Annotated in this window: 14 protein-coding genes; 10 read left to right on the plus strand and 4 right to left on the minus strand. The window is 61.4% G+C overall.

Features of this window, described 5'->3' with window-relative positions; genetic code table 11:
* The 3 genes from J7E82_RS07520 to J7E82_RS07530 all read left to right on the plus strand — a co-directional run bounded on the left by J7E82_RS07520 (position 1) and on the right by J7E82_RS07530 (position 1115).
* A complete protein-coding gene (locus J7E82_RS07520; RefSeq protein WP_214862006.1) occupies positions 1–333 on the plus strand; it encodes a hypothetical protein in 333 nt (110 codons plus the stop codon).
* 147 nt (positions 334–480) lie between these two features.
* Complete coding sequence (locus J7E82_RS07525) at positions 481–906, plus strand: hypothetical protein (protein ID WP_214862007.1); 426 nt, start codon at positions 481–483, stop codon at positions 904–906.
* An 11-nt stretch (positions 907–917) separates the two neighbouring features.
* Complete coding sequence (locus J7E82_RS07530) at positions 918–1115, plus strand: hypothetical protein (RefSeq protein ID WP_214862008.1); 198 nt, start codon at positions 918–920, stop codon at positions 1113–1115.
* Between the two features lie 20 nt (positions 1116–1135).
* Here the strand turns inward: J7E82_RS07530 and J7E82_RS07535 are convergent, their stop codons facing one another.
* Positions 1136–3697 (minus strand): LuxR C-terminal-related transcriptional regulator, encoded by a 2562-nt coding sequence (locus J7E82_RS07535; RefSeq protein WP_308113687.1) that lies wholly within the window; start codon positions 3695–3697, stop codon positions 1136–1138.
* Between the two features lie 493 nt (positions 3698–4190).
* Between J7E82_RS07535 and J7E82_RS07540 the strand changes: the two genes are divergently transcribed.
* Complete coding sequence (locus J7E82_RS07540; RefSeq protein WP_214862009.1) at positions 4191–4568, plus strand: TfoX/Sxy family protein; 378 nt, start codon at positions 4191–4193, stop codon at positions 4566–4568.
* Between the two features lie 87 nt (positions 4569–4655).
* Here the strand turns inward: J7E82_RS07540 and J7E82_RS07545 are convergent, their stop codons facing one another.
* Both J7E82_RS07545 and J7E82_RS07550 read right to left on the minus strand, forming a co-directional pair.
* Complete coding sequence (locus J7E82_RS07545) at positions 4656–5357, minus strand: hypothetical protein (RefSeq protein ID WP_251041578.1); 702 nt, start codon at positions 5355–5357, stop codon at positions 4656–4658.
* A gap of 10 nt (positions 5358–5367) precedes the next feature.
* The gene (locus tag J7E82_RS07550; RefSeq protein ID WP_214862011.1) at positions 5368–6045 is read right to left on the minus strand and encodes a helix-turn-helix domain-containing protein; all 678 of its coding nucleotides are present in this window, start codon (positions 6043–6045) and stop codon (positions 5368–5370) included.
* 216 nt (positions 6046–6261) lie between these two features.
* Between J7E82_RS07550 and J7E82_RS07555 the strand changes: the two genes are divergently transcribed.
* From J7E82_RS07555 to J7E82_RS07580, 6 genes are all read left to right on the plus strand, one after another.
* Complete coding sequence (locus J7E82_RS07555; protein ID WP_214862012.1) at positions 6262–6861, plus strand: DUF4190 domain-containing protein; 600 nt, start codon at positions 6262–6264, stop codon at positions 6859–6861.
* A gap of 97 nt (positions 6862–6958) precedes the next feature.
* Positions 6959–7717, plus strand: a complete 759-nt coding sequence (locus J7E82_RS07560; protein WP_214862013.1) for a hypothetical protein — start codon at positions 6959–6961, stop codon at positions 7715–7717.
* Positions 7718–7742: 25 nt separating this feature from the next.
* A complete protein-coding gene (locus tag J7E82_RS07565) occupies positions 7743–9305 on the plus strand; it encodes a DUF3375 domain-containing protein (RefSeq protein WP_214862014.1) in 1563 nt (520 codons plus the stop codon).
* Positions 9302–9934, plus strand: a complete 633-nt coding sequence (locus tag J7E82_RS07570) for a DUF4194 domain-containing protein (RefSeq protein ID WP_214862015.1) — start codon at positions 9302–9304, stop codon at positions 9932–9934. The genes J7E82_RS07565 and J7E82_RS07570 overlap by 4 nt, the downstream gene beginning before the upstream one ends.
* Entirely contained in the window at positions 9931–13332 is a 3402-nt protein-coding gene (locus tag J7E82_RS07575; protein WP_214862016.1) for an ATP-binding protein, read from the plus strand. The genes J7E82_RS07570 and J7E82_RS07575 overlap by 4 nt, the downstream gene beginning before the upstream one ends.
* Positions 13322–14605, plus strand: a complete 1284-nt coding sequence (locus tag J7E82_RS07580; RefSeq protein WP_214862017.1) for a Wadjet anti-phage system protein JetD domain-containing protein — start codon at positions 13322–13324, stop codon at positions 14603–14605. Before J7E82_RS07575 ends, J7E82_RS07580 begins: the two co-directional genes overlap by 11 nt.
* Here the strand turns inward: J7E82_RS07580 and J7E82_RS07585 are convergent.
* Positions 14602–15009 (minus strand): hypothetical protein, encoded by a 408-nt coding sequence (locus tag J7E82_RS07585; protein WP_214862018.1) that lies wholly within the window; start codon positions 15007–15009, stop codon positions 14602–14604. The genes J7E82_RS07580 and J7E82_RS07585 overlap by 4 nt on opposite strands.
* Positions 15010–15097 lie beyond the last annotated feature (88 nt).

A 15097-nucleotide genomic window follows, 5' to 3' on the forward strand; every position in this document is an offset into this window, starting at 1 on the left:
ATGCAAGCCCCTCCGAAACGGGTTTCACGATGGGTGTTCATCCGTAGGGCGGTCCTCTTGTCGTTCGCACTCGGACTGCTCATCACGACGACGCTGGTGCTCATTGCCGCCGTCCAGTTTGGGGGCGGAATGGGACCAGGGACTTATCATCTGCAGCTCGGTCCGCTGAACTTCTTCACAGTCATCAAAGATGAAGTCCCGGCTGGCTCAACGTCGCAGCTCCGGCCAGGGTTCGGCGTCGTCGTGTTGAACGTGCTGTTGCCTGTGCTGGCCGGACTCCTGGCGTGGCGGAAGTATGAGTCCTCGGCGAAGCAAGCGGCGGCAGGCTCGTAGTACCTGCCGTGTCCGAGTTGGTTATCTGATCTGGGACGGGCTGGATATTCCCGAGCTTGTAGACCCTATCGCCGCGTCGGATGCTCTAGGGATAAACCCCTGGATCGCGATAAAATGACAGACAAATCCGTCGCGGCGGTGAGGTGAATGAGCAACAAGCAGGAAGAGTCCGAGAGCTTGGGCGCGGGCTGCGTGTTCTGGCTCCTGCTGATCCCGGTCTGGCTGGTCGTCACCTATCCATGGCTGCTCCTGTTACCCATCGCGCTCTTGCTCTTCGTCATCCTTGGCAACCGCCCGAAGAAAGTTCGCCGTCTGCATCCCCCGCAGACAGTCGCCCCCACACCTGCGACACCTGCGCCGAGGACCATTGCCGCACGGCCTCCTGTAAGGACAATTACGCCCGCACCACCCCCGAAGGTCATCCCCGGCCAGTCAAAGCCAGCCCCTCCCGACTTCATTCCGAAGGATCGCGAATACGACAGGTACTTGGCTAGGACGTGGGACGAGGAATTCGAAGCGCTGATCAAGAAGCGTGAGCAAATCCGCCGTCCTAAGCAATTCCGACCGTCCTAAAGGAGAGCGCGATGATACGCACAATTGGCAGGCGCAGAACTAGTCTGATCGGCCTCGTGTATCTGGCCATCGGGGTGATAGTCGCCGCCACTCACGGTTATCTTGTGGCATGGAATATTCCTGGCAACATTCTGGAAGGCTTAGCAGCGATCCTGCTTTGGCCGCTCGTGGCCATCTTCGGCGTTGATCTGCATACCCTGATCGCATAGGCCCTCGGCTACGCGTGGATTTACTGTGCAGCGGGTGAATTCCGCACGAGCTCGAACAGGCTGTTGCGTGAAGCAGTCCGGGTCTTCTTGAGTGCGTTGGAGATGTGATTCTCTACGGTCCGCACGCTGATTCCCAAATGATCGGCTATCTCAGCGTTGCTGCGGTGGCCGGCCAGGGCGGCTATTTCAGCCTCCCGGGCGGTCAGCGGCAGCGACGAACCGCCGGTCAAGGAGAGTATCTTCCCGTTGGCTGGATGACGTGACCGGAAGGTGGCCGCGGCCCGGTCTATGTCCTCGGCTGAATCGACGTCGCCCAGCGAAAGGCAGCGAATAGACGCTCCCTTGAGGAGCATGTGCACCAGCTGAAGGTCTGCATCCGGCTGGTAGTGGTCAAGCCAAATATTTAGGAACCTGTAGTCGCCGTCGACAATAGCACCGGCTACAACCAGCAACTGGTCGTGCGCCCGTACATCACGGTCGTGGAGTGTGCGTCGGAGCAACTCGCGAACGCGGTAATTGGGAAGGACGCAGAGAAAGAAAAGGGCTGTGTGGGCCGCCTCCAGTACATACCCGCGGTTCAGCTGTTGCTCTACGATGGCAATCGACTGTTCCTCGAAGACGGCCGGATCGAGGGGACGCTGCGCCAGGAGGTTGAGGAATCCAGCGGCCATTCCCGGAAGGGCACCGGTTTCGGAGCCGGGGCGGCGTACATGCGCTGAGACGGAGGGCAGGGAAGACATTCCCCTCATTGCTGCCCTCAGTCCATAAAGTCTCAGCAGTGCGTCGTGGAGGGAGTCCGCCAGGAATCCCGGTCGGCCCAAGGCGAAGACGCTGTTCATGACGTGTTCGGCTTCGTCCAAGTATCCGTAGTGGATGAGGGCCAGCACCGTCACGTAGCTACTGGAAATGAAGCCGAAGTGGTCCAGGCATCGGCGGGCTGCTGCGCGCTGTTCAAGCGCGATGGTCAGGCTTTCGTCGATCCTTCCCCCCGCGAACAGCCCCAACCCGCGTATGAAGGGGTCCAGGTGCGGAATGAGGTCAAAACCATCCGCCGAATCAATCGCGTGGAGGGCCGCTGAGGCATCAAGCCGATAGAGCCCGAGCATGGCACGGATACAGGCAATCACGCCGTTTTGTTCCTGCCCGGAAGGCAGGCCCTCAAGGATGCGGTCCAGGTTCTTCGGCACGCCATGATAGGAGGCTTCGAGGAAGAGCGCCGCCGCCTCTGCCTGGGCGTCCCAGTCAGGAAATTCTGAGCCGAACTTGCTAAGAATGGCGGTGGCAGCATCGAAGTCATCAGCTGAGTAGATGGCCCACAATGCCTTGGTCAGAATGAAGAAGAAATAGTCGGCTGGATCGGCGTCCAACACTGAGGTTTCGTTGAACACTTGGCTGATCCTTGCGGCATCGATGGGCGCACCCCAGTAGACGCGAAGGAAGGCAACGGCATTCGACGTCGACTTTTCCGCCTCCCAGCGCTCGAAGTGGCGGCGTTCCCGGAACTTGACCTGCTCGCCGAAGAAGCGGGCGCTGGCAATCTCAGCGCCTCGCTCACGGCGGAGCGTTTTCAACGATTCGGCAAGGCGATCAGCGGCATGAACGTCCGGAGGTGCTGCGTGGGCAGGATCCTTGAGGATGTTGGCAATTCGGGCCGCAATGGCCCGACGGTCCACGAAAGTGCGACCCTCGCGGAAGTAGTCGGAAAGCAGTGGAGGGCTCGGCGCCGCCCAGATGCTATTGCCGCCGTGGTCCATGAAAGCAACAAAGCCGCGCCGTTCAAGGCTTTCCAGCACATCTGAGGTGACTAACTGCTTGAGCTGGTCCAAAGGCAGCGCCCCTGTAAGGGCCATCGTGTGCAGGCCTGTGAGTTCCTCGGCCTTGAGTCCTTGGATGAGGGTCTCAATGGTGCCGTGCAGGTGATCGTTCCAAAGCGTGCGTCCGTTGAGGCGCCATTTGCCTTGATCCAGAACAAGGAGTTTGCTCAGTGCTGCGGTTTCTGCAATTCTGGCCGCCAGTCGTGGGTTTCCGGCCGAGTCGGCAAGAATTCGGGCTGTAGTGTCGGCATCGGCCGAAACTCCCAAGGTCTCCGTGATAACTGTGCTGACTTGCTCATAGCCCAAGGGGTTTAATCGGACCTGGGCTTCGGACGAGCGGCCAAGAACGGAGAGCTGGCCCAGGAACGTGTCCGGCGAATCATGCATGGTCACCACCACTGGCCGCTTCGTCCGCAGAAGGACCGCATCGAGGATGGCCAGCGACTCGTTGTCGAGGGCCTCGACGTCGTCGATAACGAGGACTCGTTGCCCTGCTCCAACCAGCTCGGCTGAGAGCGTATCAGCTACTCCGATAACTCCTGTGGGACCAATCCGGAGGTCCAATCCGAGGGAGTTAATGCCGGCGAAAGCGATCCGCCGCAGTGAGCGCACGCCGCTAATGACGTAGACCTTCACTCCCGCGCTTTCCAGCCCTGCGACGACGCGACTCGCGACCGTGGAGCGACCGCTCCCGGAAGCTCCGACGATTCGAACGTTGATACCGCGCGCAACATAGTCCAATGTTCGCCGCACTTCCTGTTCGAACACCTAGTCCCGGCTTTCTCTACATCAATACCAGTGGGGGCTGGCATGGCTGTTTGGTGATGGGTTGGGGCTGCCGGGATAGCTAGTCCCGGCAGCCCCGCCGACGCACTGTTGGGGGGCACCGCGTCGGTAATGAGCCGGACCTGGTCCGGCAGCAAAGAGGCCTGATTTGGTACCCCCTCCAGGCACCATCATCCGCCAAACCTGTGACAATTTTGGGCCTCGTGACTGCCCAAAAAGAGGCTATGGCTACATCCATGTAACTAGGTGTCCTCGGACTTCAAAATGAGTGGTGAATGGGCGGCATTTAGGTGGTTATACCGTCCCTGCTGGTTGGGCCCGTCGGCAAGCACCGTGGGCCTCCGGTGGTTGAGCCCGTCGAAACCGAGCCTGTCGAAACCAGCGCAGCGCTCCTCTGGTGACCATTCCCGTGACGCCCTACACTGCAGGCAGGTCGAGTCGCTTCCTTTCACTACCCAATCAAGAGGATTTGGACATGGAGATTCCCAAGCCGTCTGACGCCGACAAGGAGCATTTCCGCTCCGTCCTCCCGACGAACCCTGAGGTCGTCGTCAAGCCGATGTTCGGCAACTTGGGTGCCTTCGTGAATGGCAACATGTTCGCCGGCTTGTTCGGCCCCACTATCGGTATCCGGCTTTCCAAGGCAGACCGGGCAGAGCTCGAATCGACCGAGCGGACCCTGCCTTTTGGCCCCGCGGAGCGTCCCATGGGTGATTACGTCGGCTTGCCTGAGATGTGGAACGAGGAGGGCGACGGCGATGTAGCCCGTGAGAGGTTCTGGGTGGCAAAGGCCTTCCGCTATGTCTCGGAGCTGCCGCCGAAGGAACCGAAGTCGCGCCCCGCGAAGAAGTAGCAGGCTGCAGTCAGCGTGGGCAAACGAAGGGTGCTGACCTAGCTCGGCAGATCAGGTCCTGCTCCTAGCCTTCACCCACGTAGTCTCTCAGGTCAGTGACAGGCGTAGGCGCTCTACACCCGCCTCACCTTCCGGCACAAGGGAGAACAACTCTTGGTTGTTTGACAGATGTCCGAGCATGTTCCGTAGGTGGTCCCGCTCCGCCGGACCCAAGTCGGCTGCACGTAAGTCCCCCGCTCGGACGACGGCGGCAAGCGTCAGGAAGTCAGTGATGTGGCGTTCTCTGTCAGGGTCATTCACGATCGTCAGAGAACCCGCCTTGCCGATCAGGCAGCCGAGCAGGGTTGGCCGATTCACCAGTCCTGAAGCAGTGTCGGCCGCTATGTCGACGGTTTCGGACCGGTCTATGGCATGCTGGGAAGCTGGTGCGGCGATTGTGGTTCCACCGGTGACGCCGCGGCGTTTTGCAGCCCGTTCCCCCAGATGCCGCGGTATCAGGACGTCCACCACAGCGGGTCCGCGCAGCCAGCGATGCTGGTGGCCCTCAAGTGATTCGCCGGCGGATTCGAATCCAAGTTTGACCAGGACCGCAGTGAAGTCCTTGAGCATGCTTGGGTATGCCCTGACGTCCAGCGCGAAGTCGGCGTCCTTAGTCGGACGCACGATAGGGGCGTCGCGTTCGATTGCATGAAGGTAGACGGCCTGGCCCCCAACAAGGACCCAGCCGCGAGGCATGGTGGCGTGGATTTCAAAGACCGCTTCCCAGGCCTCGCGCTGGTCGGAAAGCATCGGGGGCAGGCTAATGGGCATTGACGCTTCCGATCAATTCGCGGGCGGCGGCCTGTTCACGTGTGCCCGGGCGTTCGGCTAGATCGGCCGCGACGAGGAGCGGCGGGACTTCCTCCGGCAGCTCCTCAGCAACATGTAGCACGACGTTTGGTCGACTGCCCATCGGTGCCTTTACAAGCAGCCAGTCCCGGACGACAGAATCAAAATTATCGCGGCTCACGTACGCCTCTACTTCTGAGTTGGACAGCAGTCCGGAGGCGGGGTGGGAGACCCCAGAGAGCCGGATTCGGTTGTCTCGTCGCAGTTCAACGAGATCAGCAGGATTGGACGACATCTCAACCTTGTCGGACCGCTTTGCGAGCAATGAACGGACGAGAACCGCCGGATCTTCTGATTCCAGCAGACGTTGCCACCGCTGGCGCAGGCGTTGCCAGTCAACGGGAGACAGATCGGGCGGCCTGTCTCCCCGGACAGCGTACGGTAGGTATTGGATGAACTGCCAGGCGCTCCGCTTCGAGAGGGGCCGACCTGCAATTCCGCCAGGTTTATAACTGGCGGCATCTGCATTTTCAATGATCCATCGGCCAGCCACCTGCTGGCCACGAATGCGGCCGTCTTTCAGGAGAGCGCGTACTCGGCGCTCGGAGATATTCAGGCGTTGGGCGACTTCCACCGTACTCAGAGCCATAACAGAATTATACCGCGTCCGGAACAATTATGTTATCCAGGGCTCTGCCAGTGAGCCAGCCCGAAAGTGAATGACTACTCCTCCACAGAAAATGTCTTAGGCCACACCTAGCCTTGCCCACATACAGCAAACCGCTGAATGTTGAGGCTCAGATGAGGCAGATCTTCGACGGCGGCTGCTGTTCTCTCCACTATCGCTTCCACCTAAGGATCTGTCATGGAACCACTCGCACGCACAGCACCACCCGTCCCGGCGGCCCCCGAATCAAAGCGGGGCAACGGCTTCGGCACTGCAGCTCTCGTTCTGGGCATTCTCGCCATCGTCTTCTCGATCATTCCGATCGCCGGCTTCATCGCCTTTGTCCTCGGCCCCCTCGCCGTCATTTTCGGCGTCATCGGCCTGACCAGGAAGTTCTCCAAGAAGGGCACCGCAGCGGCGGGCCTCATCCTGGGAGTACTCGCCGTCATCGTCGCCATCATCGTCACTGCCGTCATCAGCGCGGCGGCCCAGAGCGTGAGCGACTCGCTGAATAAGGAACACAAGATCGGCTACGTCGTCACCGTCACAGGCAAGGCACACGTCTCCTACTGGACTGAGGGCGGCATGTCCACGGAGGACATCACGGGCAACTGGAACAAGGACGTCACGTCCACGGGCTTCAGCATGGGCTCCGTAACCGTCACCGGCGACTACGCCAACCCCACAACAGTGACCTGCGAAATCCTGGTCGACGGCCAGAGCGTCGCGAAGAACAGCGGCTCAGGCACCAGCGCTATGGCGTCCTGCTCGGGCAGCAGCTCAAGCATCAAGAAGTAACTGTTCGACGGCGGATCCGGTGCTCCAGCTGATTGGGGCTCGAGCACCAGATTCCGCGCCTTAGCAATCAAAAAATCATGAATGGGGATAAAAGATCATGAGCAACACCGCACCTGATTCGGGCTCTGGCCCGGATGAACCTGAACCAGTCGGACGATCGGAAATGCCAGCATGGCAGCCGAATATTGCACCGCTCCCGGAGAGCACGACTTTGGAGAGAACGACGGCGGCCGGCCGTCAGATACGCTCCCGTCAAGGACTGCTCAAGCGGGTTCCATTCTGGGGGCGCCTCGTAGTTCCCGCAGTTCTTGTTGCTGGGCTGATCGCCGGAGCCGTTCTTGGTTTGGCGGCCCGGCCGGCCGTCAGCTCAACCAAGGAATATGCGGCGCTTAGCGGCGAGCTCACGGGCAAGATCAAGGATGCCGAAACAACCATCAGCCAGCTCCGCAGCGCGGGTTCCGACAAGGATGCCCAGATCAAGACCCTCCAATCGGCAGCGGACGGAGTGAAGACCCTCGAGCAGCAGCTCGCCGAGAAGGAAAAAGCCTTGGCAGGCAAAGAAGCCGACTTGGCCTCGCGCGAGCAGAAGTTCAGCGAGGCTCAGAAACAGGTCGCCGCAAACCAAATCAAGAACGGCCTGCACGTGGTCGGCGGCGACGTCCAACCTGGCGTGTACACGACAGCGGGGCCCGACGGCACAAACTCCGTCGGCTGCTACTACGCCTGGATGACCAGCACCGGAAGCGATGCGGATATCAAGGACAACAACATCGTCCGAGGTGTAGCAACAGTTACTCTCGTGAATGGGGAAGTCTTCGAGTCGAGCAGTTGCCAGCCATGGAGCAAGATCGGCTAGAGCCCGACGGCTGTAGACGTGGTACGTGCCTGGCACATCCGTAATGGAGGAACGGTACGGGCGTCCGAGTCGCGGACTTCCGGGACACCCGGTTACCGTTGTGGTCAATCAGCCACACAAGCAGTCCGCTGCATCGAGGGACATGATGGACTACTACGCAATCAACTCCCTGCGTGAGAACCACGCAGGCTGGTCGTTGCTCCGCGCCCAGAACGCCCCGCTGGCACTGACCTTCTTCATGGCGGCCTTCACAGGCCCCAACCAGCGCAACATAGGCCGGCAGCAACTCATCGACATCCTCGACGACGTCCTGTTCGGGCTCCGGGACGTAGAGGGCGAGGACAAGTTTCCGCGCCAGGCCTCGGAATACCTGGACGACTGGGCCGCTCCCGAAAAGGCATGGCTGCGAAAGTACTACGTTCAAGGTCAGGACGAGCCCGTTTATGACCTGACCCCTGCGGCAGAAGATGTGATCCGTTGGGTGGAGAACCTGCGCGGCCGGGACTTCGTCGCCACCCAGTCCAGGCTGACGAGCATCTTCGCGGTCCTCAAGCAGCTGGTCCAGCAGTCCGAAACGGACCCCGAGGTTCGGCTCGCCGAACTCCAGCGCCAGCGAGACGAGCTCGACGCCGAGATGCAGCGGATCCGGGACGGCAACGTCAAGGTCATGAGCGCTCCTGAAGCCTTGGACCACTTCCAGCAGCTGACAGCTCTAGCCAAGGATCTGCTCTCAGATTTCCGCGAGGTCGAACAGAATTTCCGCAAGCTGGACAGGCAGGTTCGGGAGCAGATCGCCACGTGGGATGGCACCCAGGGCGAGCTGCTTCAGTCGATTTTCGAAAACCAGCAGGACATCAGCAGCTCCCTCCAGGGCAGGACCTTCCAGGGCTTCTGGGACTACCTGATGTCCCCGCAGGCACGCACCGAACTCCGGGACTTGCTGGAACGCGCAACCCAGATCGAAGCCCTCGCACAACTCGACAACCTGCATACAGTAGTGAACCTCCAGCAAGACTGGCTTCCCGCCGTCGAACAGACCCAGGCGACCGTCCGGCAGCTGTCGCAGCAAATGCGACGGCTCCTGGACGACAAGGTGTTCCTGGAGAACAAGCGCATCATGCAGCTGATCCGCAGCATCGAATCAGCTGCGCTGTCCACTCGGGAGCGACCGCCGTCGGGAGTTTTCATGGACATCGCCGCGCCATCCGTGGACGTCGCGCTGCCCTTTGAGCGACCCCTCTATGAACCCAGCACGCGCGTTCTGGTCGATGACGACGTCATTGCCGCCGATGACGCGGACCTGGACGCCGGCGCCCTCTTCAACCAGTTCCATGTGGACAAGGAGCGGCTCAGATCCAATATCGACGCCGTACTCGCCGAGGAGGAGCAGGCTACTCTGGCAGAAATTACCGACGCCTATCCCCTGTCGCAGGGCTTGGCCGAGGTCGTCGCCTATTACCAGCTGGCCACGGAATCCGACTGGGCCACTATCAACCCTGAGGCATCGCAACACTTGTCCTGGCAGTTGCCCGACGGCAGCATCCGCGAAGCTACCCTGGAACAGATCATTTTTGGAAGGCCCGCATGAATCCCGGAGCAGAAACGGAAACCCGGACGCCCGAGGAGCTTCCCGGCGTCGTCACCAGGCTTTTCAAAGGCGTGGTCTACGCCGAAGCGGATGAAAAGATCTGGCAGTCCCTGCTGGGCCTGACCTCCCACGTACGGGACTATGTCGCCGTGCTGGGGCTGGACCTCATCCTCGACGAATCGGAAGGCTACGCTTTCCTGAAGTCTCGGGAGGACGCGGACGGCACGCTGCCCCGGCTGATCCCGCGCCGCCAGTTGACCTTCAACGTCAGCCTGCTGCTGGCCTTGCTTCGCGCCCGTCTACTGGAATTCGACACCAACAGCAGCGAGCTCCGGCTCATCATGACCGAGCAGGACATCGCTGACATGGTCTCGGTTTTTCTGCCCGAATCCAGCAACGAAGCCCGCATCCTGGACAGGCTAAGCACCGACATCAAGAAGGTGGTGGAGCTCGGTTTCCTGAAGAGGCTAAAGGGACAAACCGGCACCTATGAAGTGGCCCGCATCATCAAGGCTTTCGTGGACGCCCAGTGGCTGGAGGAGTTCGACGCGCGGCTGGCGGACTATCGCGCCTCGCTCGCCGGAACGCCACTGGCAAGCGCCGAGGTCAAGGAGGTGGAAGGCACATGAGCACCGAACTGCAGGACAGCCTTTTCAGCCTGGACGAGGCGTCTGAAGTAACGGGCCACAAGGCGGACGACGGCGGCACTCCCCCGGGCTTCCGGCTGCACCGTTTGGAGCTGCTCAATTGGGGCACCTTCCACCAGGGCGTGCGTACTTTCCGTCTGGACGGCGCCAACAGCCTGCTCACGGGCGATATCGGCTCAGGAAAGTCCACTGTGGTGGATGCGATCACTACCTTGTTGCTGCCGGCCAACCGGATCGAGTACAACAAGGCCGCCGGGGCGCAGAAGAAGGAGCGCACCCTGATGTCGTACGTCAGGGGCTTCCACAAGAGCACGCGAAGCACCGGCGGCGAATACTCCAAGCCTGTTGCACTGCGCGGCACTGGCACCCTGACGGTGGTGCTCGGCGTCTTCCACAATGCTGTGCTGGGCAAGTCGGTCAGCCTGGCCATCACGCTTTGGGCGGCCCAGGAGGCGGGCCAGCCCAACCGCTTCTACTCACTGGCGGAGGCCGATCAGTCCATAACTGAAGATTTTGCGAACTTCGGTCAGGACCCGTCAAAACTAAAGAAGAAACTGCGCGATGCCGGGGTCGCCGTCCACGACACCTTCGAGCCGTACGCCGCGGCGTTCAAACGGCAGTTTGGTATCAGCGGGAACCAGGCGATGGAGCTCTTCCATCGTACGGTGTCCATGAAGCAGGTGGAGAATATCGCCTCCTTCGTGCGCACCAACATGCTTGAGGACGACGACGTCGCTAGCCGGATCACCAATCTGATCCACCACTTCGACGACCTCAAGAAGGCCCACGAGGCGGTGCTGCGCGCCAAGGACCAGATTGCCCTGCTGACGCCCGTCCGAGACGGCTCAGAGCTCTATGCAAAGCTGAGTCGCGAGGACGAGCTGGCCCGGGCGCAGAGGGACCAGCTTCATCCCTGGTTCACCAATCAAAAGCTTCAGTTGAGCCTGGAGCACCAGGCGGAACTGGAGCGCACCGGGGCACGGCTGCAGGAGGAAAGCGAGAAGCTCGGCACGGAAATCATTCAACTGCGGCACGAGCTGTCGGCGGTCCAGGAGGATATCCGCACCAACGGCGGCGGACGGTTGGCCGTCCTCGATGCCGAGATTTCACGACTCGGCACTGAGTCGCGGGCCCAGCGGACGCGTTTCGAAACTTATACGACCGCGGCCACCGAGCTGGGACTGCAGGTCCCGGAAGACAGGGTGCTCTTTGACCGGAATGCGTCCCGCCTGGTCGAGGTGGAAGAGGAGATGCGCACCAGTTCCGGGGAGCTGCAGGAGAAGCTGACCCAACTGAATATTGCTCGTAAAGACCTCGAGGACCAACTCGCCGAGATCAGCGCCGAACTAAGCAGCCTGCAGTCCCGGCCCAACCTCCTGCCGCGCCCCCAACTGGAGCTCCGCCGTCGTCTATGTGAGGGAACCAGCATCGCGGAAAGCGAGCTGCCCTACGTCGGCGAGCTGCTGCGAGTCCGCGACGGCGAAGGCGCGTGGGAGGGTGCCGCGGAGCGGACGCTGCACGGCTTTGCGCTCTCGCTGCTGGTGCCCTCCGAGCATTACGCCGCTGTGAGCAGCTGGGTGGATGGCAACAACCTGCGCGGCAGGCTGGTGTACCTGAAGATCGGGGAAACCTATGTACCGAAGTCAGCCGAGCCGGGAACGTTGGCCGCCAAGATAGCGATCAAACAGGGCACCCCTTTCCGCGATTTCCTGCTGGACGAGCTCAACAGCCGCTTCGATTATTTTTGCTGCGACAGCCTGGAAGATTTCCGCCGCTATCCCAAGGCGCTGACCGTCAATGGGCAGCTGAAGGGCGGGCGTGGGCGGCACGAGAAGGACGACCGTCGTGACCTGGCCGACCGGCGAAACTATGTGCTCGGCTGGGACAACCATGACAAGATCGCCCGGTTCCTCACTGAACAGGACGAATTGCAGGGCAAGCTGCGGAGTGTTACGGCGCAGCTGGGTAAGGTCAACGACGCTTTGGGCGTGTTGGGCAGGAAGAACCAGCAGCTCGGTACGGTCCGATCAGTGGCGGATTTCGGCGAGATTAGCTGGCAGCTCACCGCGCGACGGATCGAAGAGCTGAAGCGGGAGAAGGCCGAGCTTGAGTCGGCCAGCGACGTGCTCCAGCAGCTCACGGCGAAGGAGGCCGCCGTCGTCGACAAGCTGGCCCGCCTCGAGGACAAAGTGGGCAAGCTCCGCGAACGGCGCGGCGCCAATGAGAAGGATGCAAGGGACATCGCCGAAGCAATAGACGAATGCGGTGTTGTCTTGGCGGAAAGTCCGTTGACGGACGACGGCGGGGTGCTGGCTGCTGTTGCACAGCTCACCGCCGGGGTACTCGGAGACAAGACGTTGACCTACAAGAACACGGGGACCGTGGAAAGTTCCGTCCGCGCGGGGCTGACAGACACCATCGACGCCCTGTCCAAGCGGATCGCCCGTGCCGCGGAGAACACCGTGCGGCTCATGGCGGACTTCCGCAACAAGTACCCGAACGAGACGACGGATTTTGATGCATCGCTGGAGGCCGCCAGCGAGTACAACCGGCTGCTCGAGCAGCTGGCCAGCAACGACCTTCCCCGGTTCGAGGCCCGTTTCAAGGAATCGTTGAACCAGAACACCATCCACGAGGTAGTGGCGTTTAACGCGTTCCTGGACGGCCGGCGGCAGGACATCGTGAACCGGATCGGCGAAATCAACCAGTCCCTGGCCGGGATCGAATACAACGCCGGTCGCCACATCCAACTGGAGCATCAGAACAGCACTGACTTGGACGTACGCCAGTTCGGGATGGACCTCCGAGCATGTTCCGAGGGGACCATCGGCGATGACGATCAGTACTCCGAGCAGAAATACTTGCAGGTGGAGCGGCTGATCGAACGTTTCCGGGGCCGGGACGGCTACACCACGCTGGATGAGCGGTGGACGGCCAAGGTCACGGACGTGCGGAACTGGTTCACGTTCTCGGCGTCGGAAAAGTGGACCGAAACCGGCGAGGAGTTCGAACACTTCACCGATTCGGGCGGCAAGTCCGGCGGCCAGAAGGAAAAGCTGGCTTACACGATCCTTGCGGCGGCGCTGGCGTTCCAGTTTGGGCTGGCTTCAGGAAAAGCCTCGAAGGGGCGCAGTTTCCGCTTTGTAGTTATTGACGAAGCGTTCGGCCGCGGCTCCGATGAGTCCGCGCGCTACGGCCTGGAGTTGTTCCAACGGATGAAGCTCCAGTTGCTGATCGTCACGCCGCTGCAGAAGATCCATGTGATCGAGCCGTTCGTCTCGCACGTGGGATTCGTGGCAAACACCAATGGCGACGATTCCCAGCTGCGCAACATGACCATCCAGGAATACCGGGACGAACGGGACAGGCGTGCCGGCTAACGTTGGCCAGCGGCGCTGGACGACGCTCTCGGGGCTGCGGGCACAGTCAGTGGGGGCCTGGAACCGTGGCCAGTTGTTGCGCGAACTGCTGGAACCTTCGGGTGGATACCCTCGCCGCCGTCCGCTGAAACGCCCGACGGCGGCCGAGCTGCTGAGGGACTACGCTGCTGCCCGGGACTGGGCCGGCGAGCTGTTTGCCGGAGTCGGGAATTACACCCTCGAAACCGCCGAGAGCGGGCGTAATACGATTGGGGCAAACACGCTGCCCATCGCTGCCGTCTTTGCGACTGCTGAGAATGAGATTGCCTTTGCCGGGAAGACGCGCGAGTCGGCGAGTTTCCTTAATCTCGCTGCCGGGCTGATCGAGCTCGATCCCGCGTTCCGGCGTTGGGCCTTGCGGCGACCACTGCAATTGCTGGAACTTGGCGATGCAGCGCTGACCGCGGCCCGGGTGACACTCTGGTTGCGCGACAATCCCTTACCGGGAATCTACGTTCGGCAGTTGAGCCTCCCGGGAGTCCATACGAAGTTCATCGAGACGCACCGGAAGGTCATTGACCAGATGGTGACCACGCTGCGAACTCCTGAACCGGCGGAATCCGATCAGGCAGCGCTGGAGTCAGCGTCGGACGTGTCCGAGGATGCGCACCTGGAGACTGATGACCTAGACATGACCAGCCGCGACGGAGTGGCTCGAACGCCAGCGGCGAAGTTTGCCGCGCGCCACGGGTTCCTGCATCCTCCGGAACTCGTGCGCTTCCGGCTTCTGGATCCGGACATTCCCGCTCTGGGCGGGGCTCGCGACATCACAGTCACGGCCGAGGCATTCAGCACGCTCAGCCTCCCGGTCCATACCGTTATTGCGACTGAAAACCAGGTGAATTTCCTTGCGCTTCCCGATCAGGCGGGGACGTTGGCCCTTTATGGAGGCGGCTACGGCTTCACGTCTCTGCGGGATGCGGCGTGGTTACAGAATTGCGAACTTATGTACTGGGGAGATCTGGATACCCATGGCTTCGGGATCCTAGATCAACTTCGAGCCGTTCATCCGCATGTTCTGAGCGTCCTGATGGACGAGGCAACGCTATTGGCGCATCGCCCTGCTTGGGGAACCGAGGCGTCGCCATCACGTGCTGTGCTCAGCAGGCTGACGGCTGAGGAGGCTGCGGTGTACAGGTCGTTAGTGGACGGAACGCACGGCATCTCGGTGCGCCTCGAACAGGAACTGATCCGCTGGGACTGGGCCCTGGAGCAGTTGAGTCTCAGCTTCTAGTGCGGCGACCCTGACCGATCGGCGAAAGCGTCGAGGGCCTTGAGGATCTCGTCCGAGCGCCAGTGCCGGCCACGTTTGAATTTGTCGAAGCCCTGCACCACGCCGGCATCTTCCAGGACCTGCATCTGCCGCCAAATGGTGGCCGGGGCGAGGCCGAGGCGGCTCTCGAGCAGCTGGGCGTTCACGACCGGCTGGCGGGCCAGCAGGTCGGCGATCTTCCAGGCGGCGGCGTCCCTGCGAGCCTTGATGCTGTCCTTCCAGCGATCTCTTGCGGCGGTGATGTCGGCGGCTAATTGCTTGCCGTTGTCAATGGCGCGGAACGTCGGCTTGAAGGTGCGGCTGCATTCCCCTCCAAGCCGCCGAGTTTGAAACAATAGACAATGCAGCACCAGCGAAAGGGGCACGTCGTGGTGAGCAGAATCGCGGTGCCGGGCGCTGAAACTTTCGGATCAGCACACGCACGTTTCCGCCCGTGATGACCGACGACCAGAC

This window comes from Arthrobacter sp. ISL-30 (assembly GCF_018613855.1).
In the GTDB taxonomy this organism is placed as follows: domain Bacteria; phylum Actinomycetota; class Actinomycetes; order Actinomycetales; family Micrococcaceae; genus Arthrobacter.

Excerpts from the sequence above, each read along its gene's own strand:
- J7E82_RS07520 (WP_214862006.1), top strand. The coding sequence starts at position 1 with ATGCAAGCCCCTCCGAAACGGGTTTCACGATGGGTGTTCATCCGTAGG.
- J7E82_RS07525 (WP_214862007.1), top strand. The coding sequence starts at position 481 with ATGAGCAACAAGCAGGAAGAGTCCGAGAGCTTGGGCGCGGGCTGCGTG.
- J7E82_RS07530 (WP_214862008.1), top strand. The coding sequence starts at position 918 with ATGATACGCACAATTGGCAGGCGCAGAACTAGTCTGATCGGCCTCGTG.
- J7E82_RS07540 (WP_214862009.1), top strand. The coding sequence starts at position 4,191 with ATGGAGATTCCCAAGCCGTCTGACGCCGACAAGGAGCATTTCCGCTCC.
- J7E82_RS07545 (WP_251041578.1), bottom strand. The coding sequence starts at position 5,357 with ATGCTTTCCGACCAGCGCGAGGCCTGGGAAGCGGTCTTTGAAATCCAC.
- J7E82_RS07550 (WP_214862011.1), bottom strand. The coding sequence starts at position 6,045 with ATGGCTCTGAGTACGGTGGAAGTCGCCCAACGCCTGAATATCTCCGAG.
- J7E82_RS07555 (WP_214862012.1), top strand. The coding sequence starts at position 6,262 with ATGGAACCACTCGCACGCACAGCACCACCCGTCCCGGCGGCCCCCGAA.
- J7E82_RS07560 (WP_214862013.1), top strand. The coding sequence starts at position 6,959 with ATGAGCAACACCGCACCTGATTCGGGCTCTGGCCCGGATGAACCTGAA.
- J7E82_RS07570 (WP_214862015.1), top strand. The coding sequence starts at position 9,302 with ATGAATCCCGGAGCAGAAACGGAAACCCGGACGCCCGAGGAGCTTCCC.
- J7E82_RS07575 (WP_214862016.1), top strand. The coding sequence starts at position 9,931 with ATGAGCACCGAACTGCAGGACAGCCTTTTCAGCCTGGACGAGGCGTCT.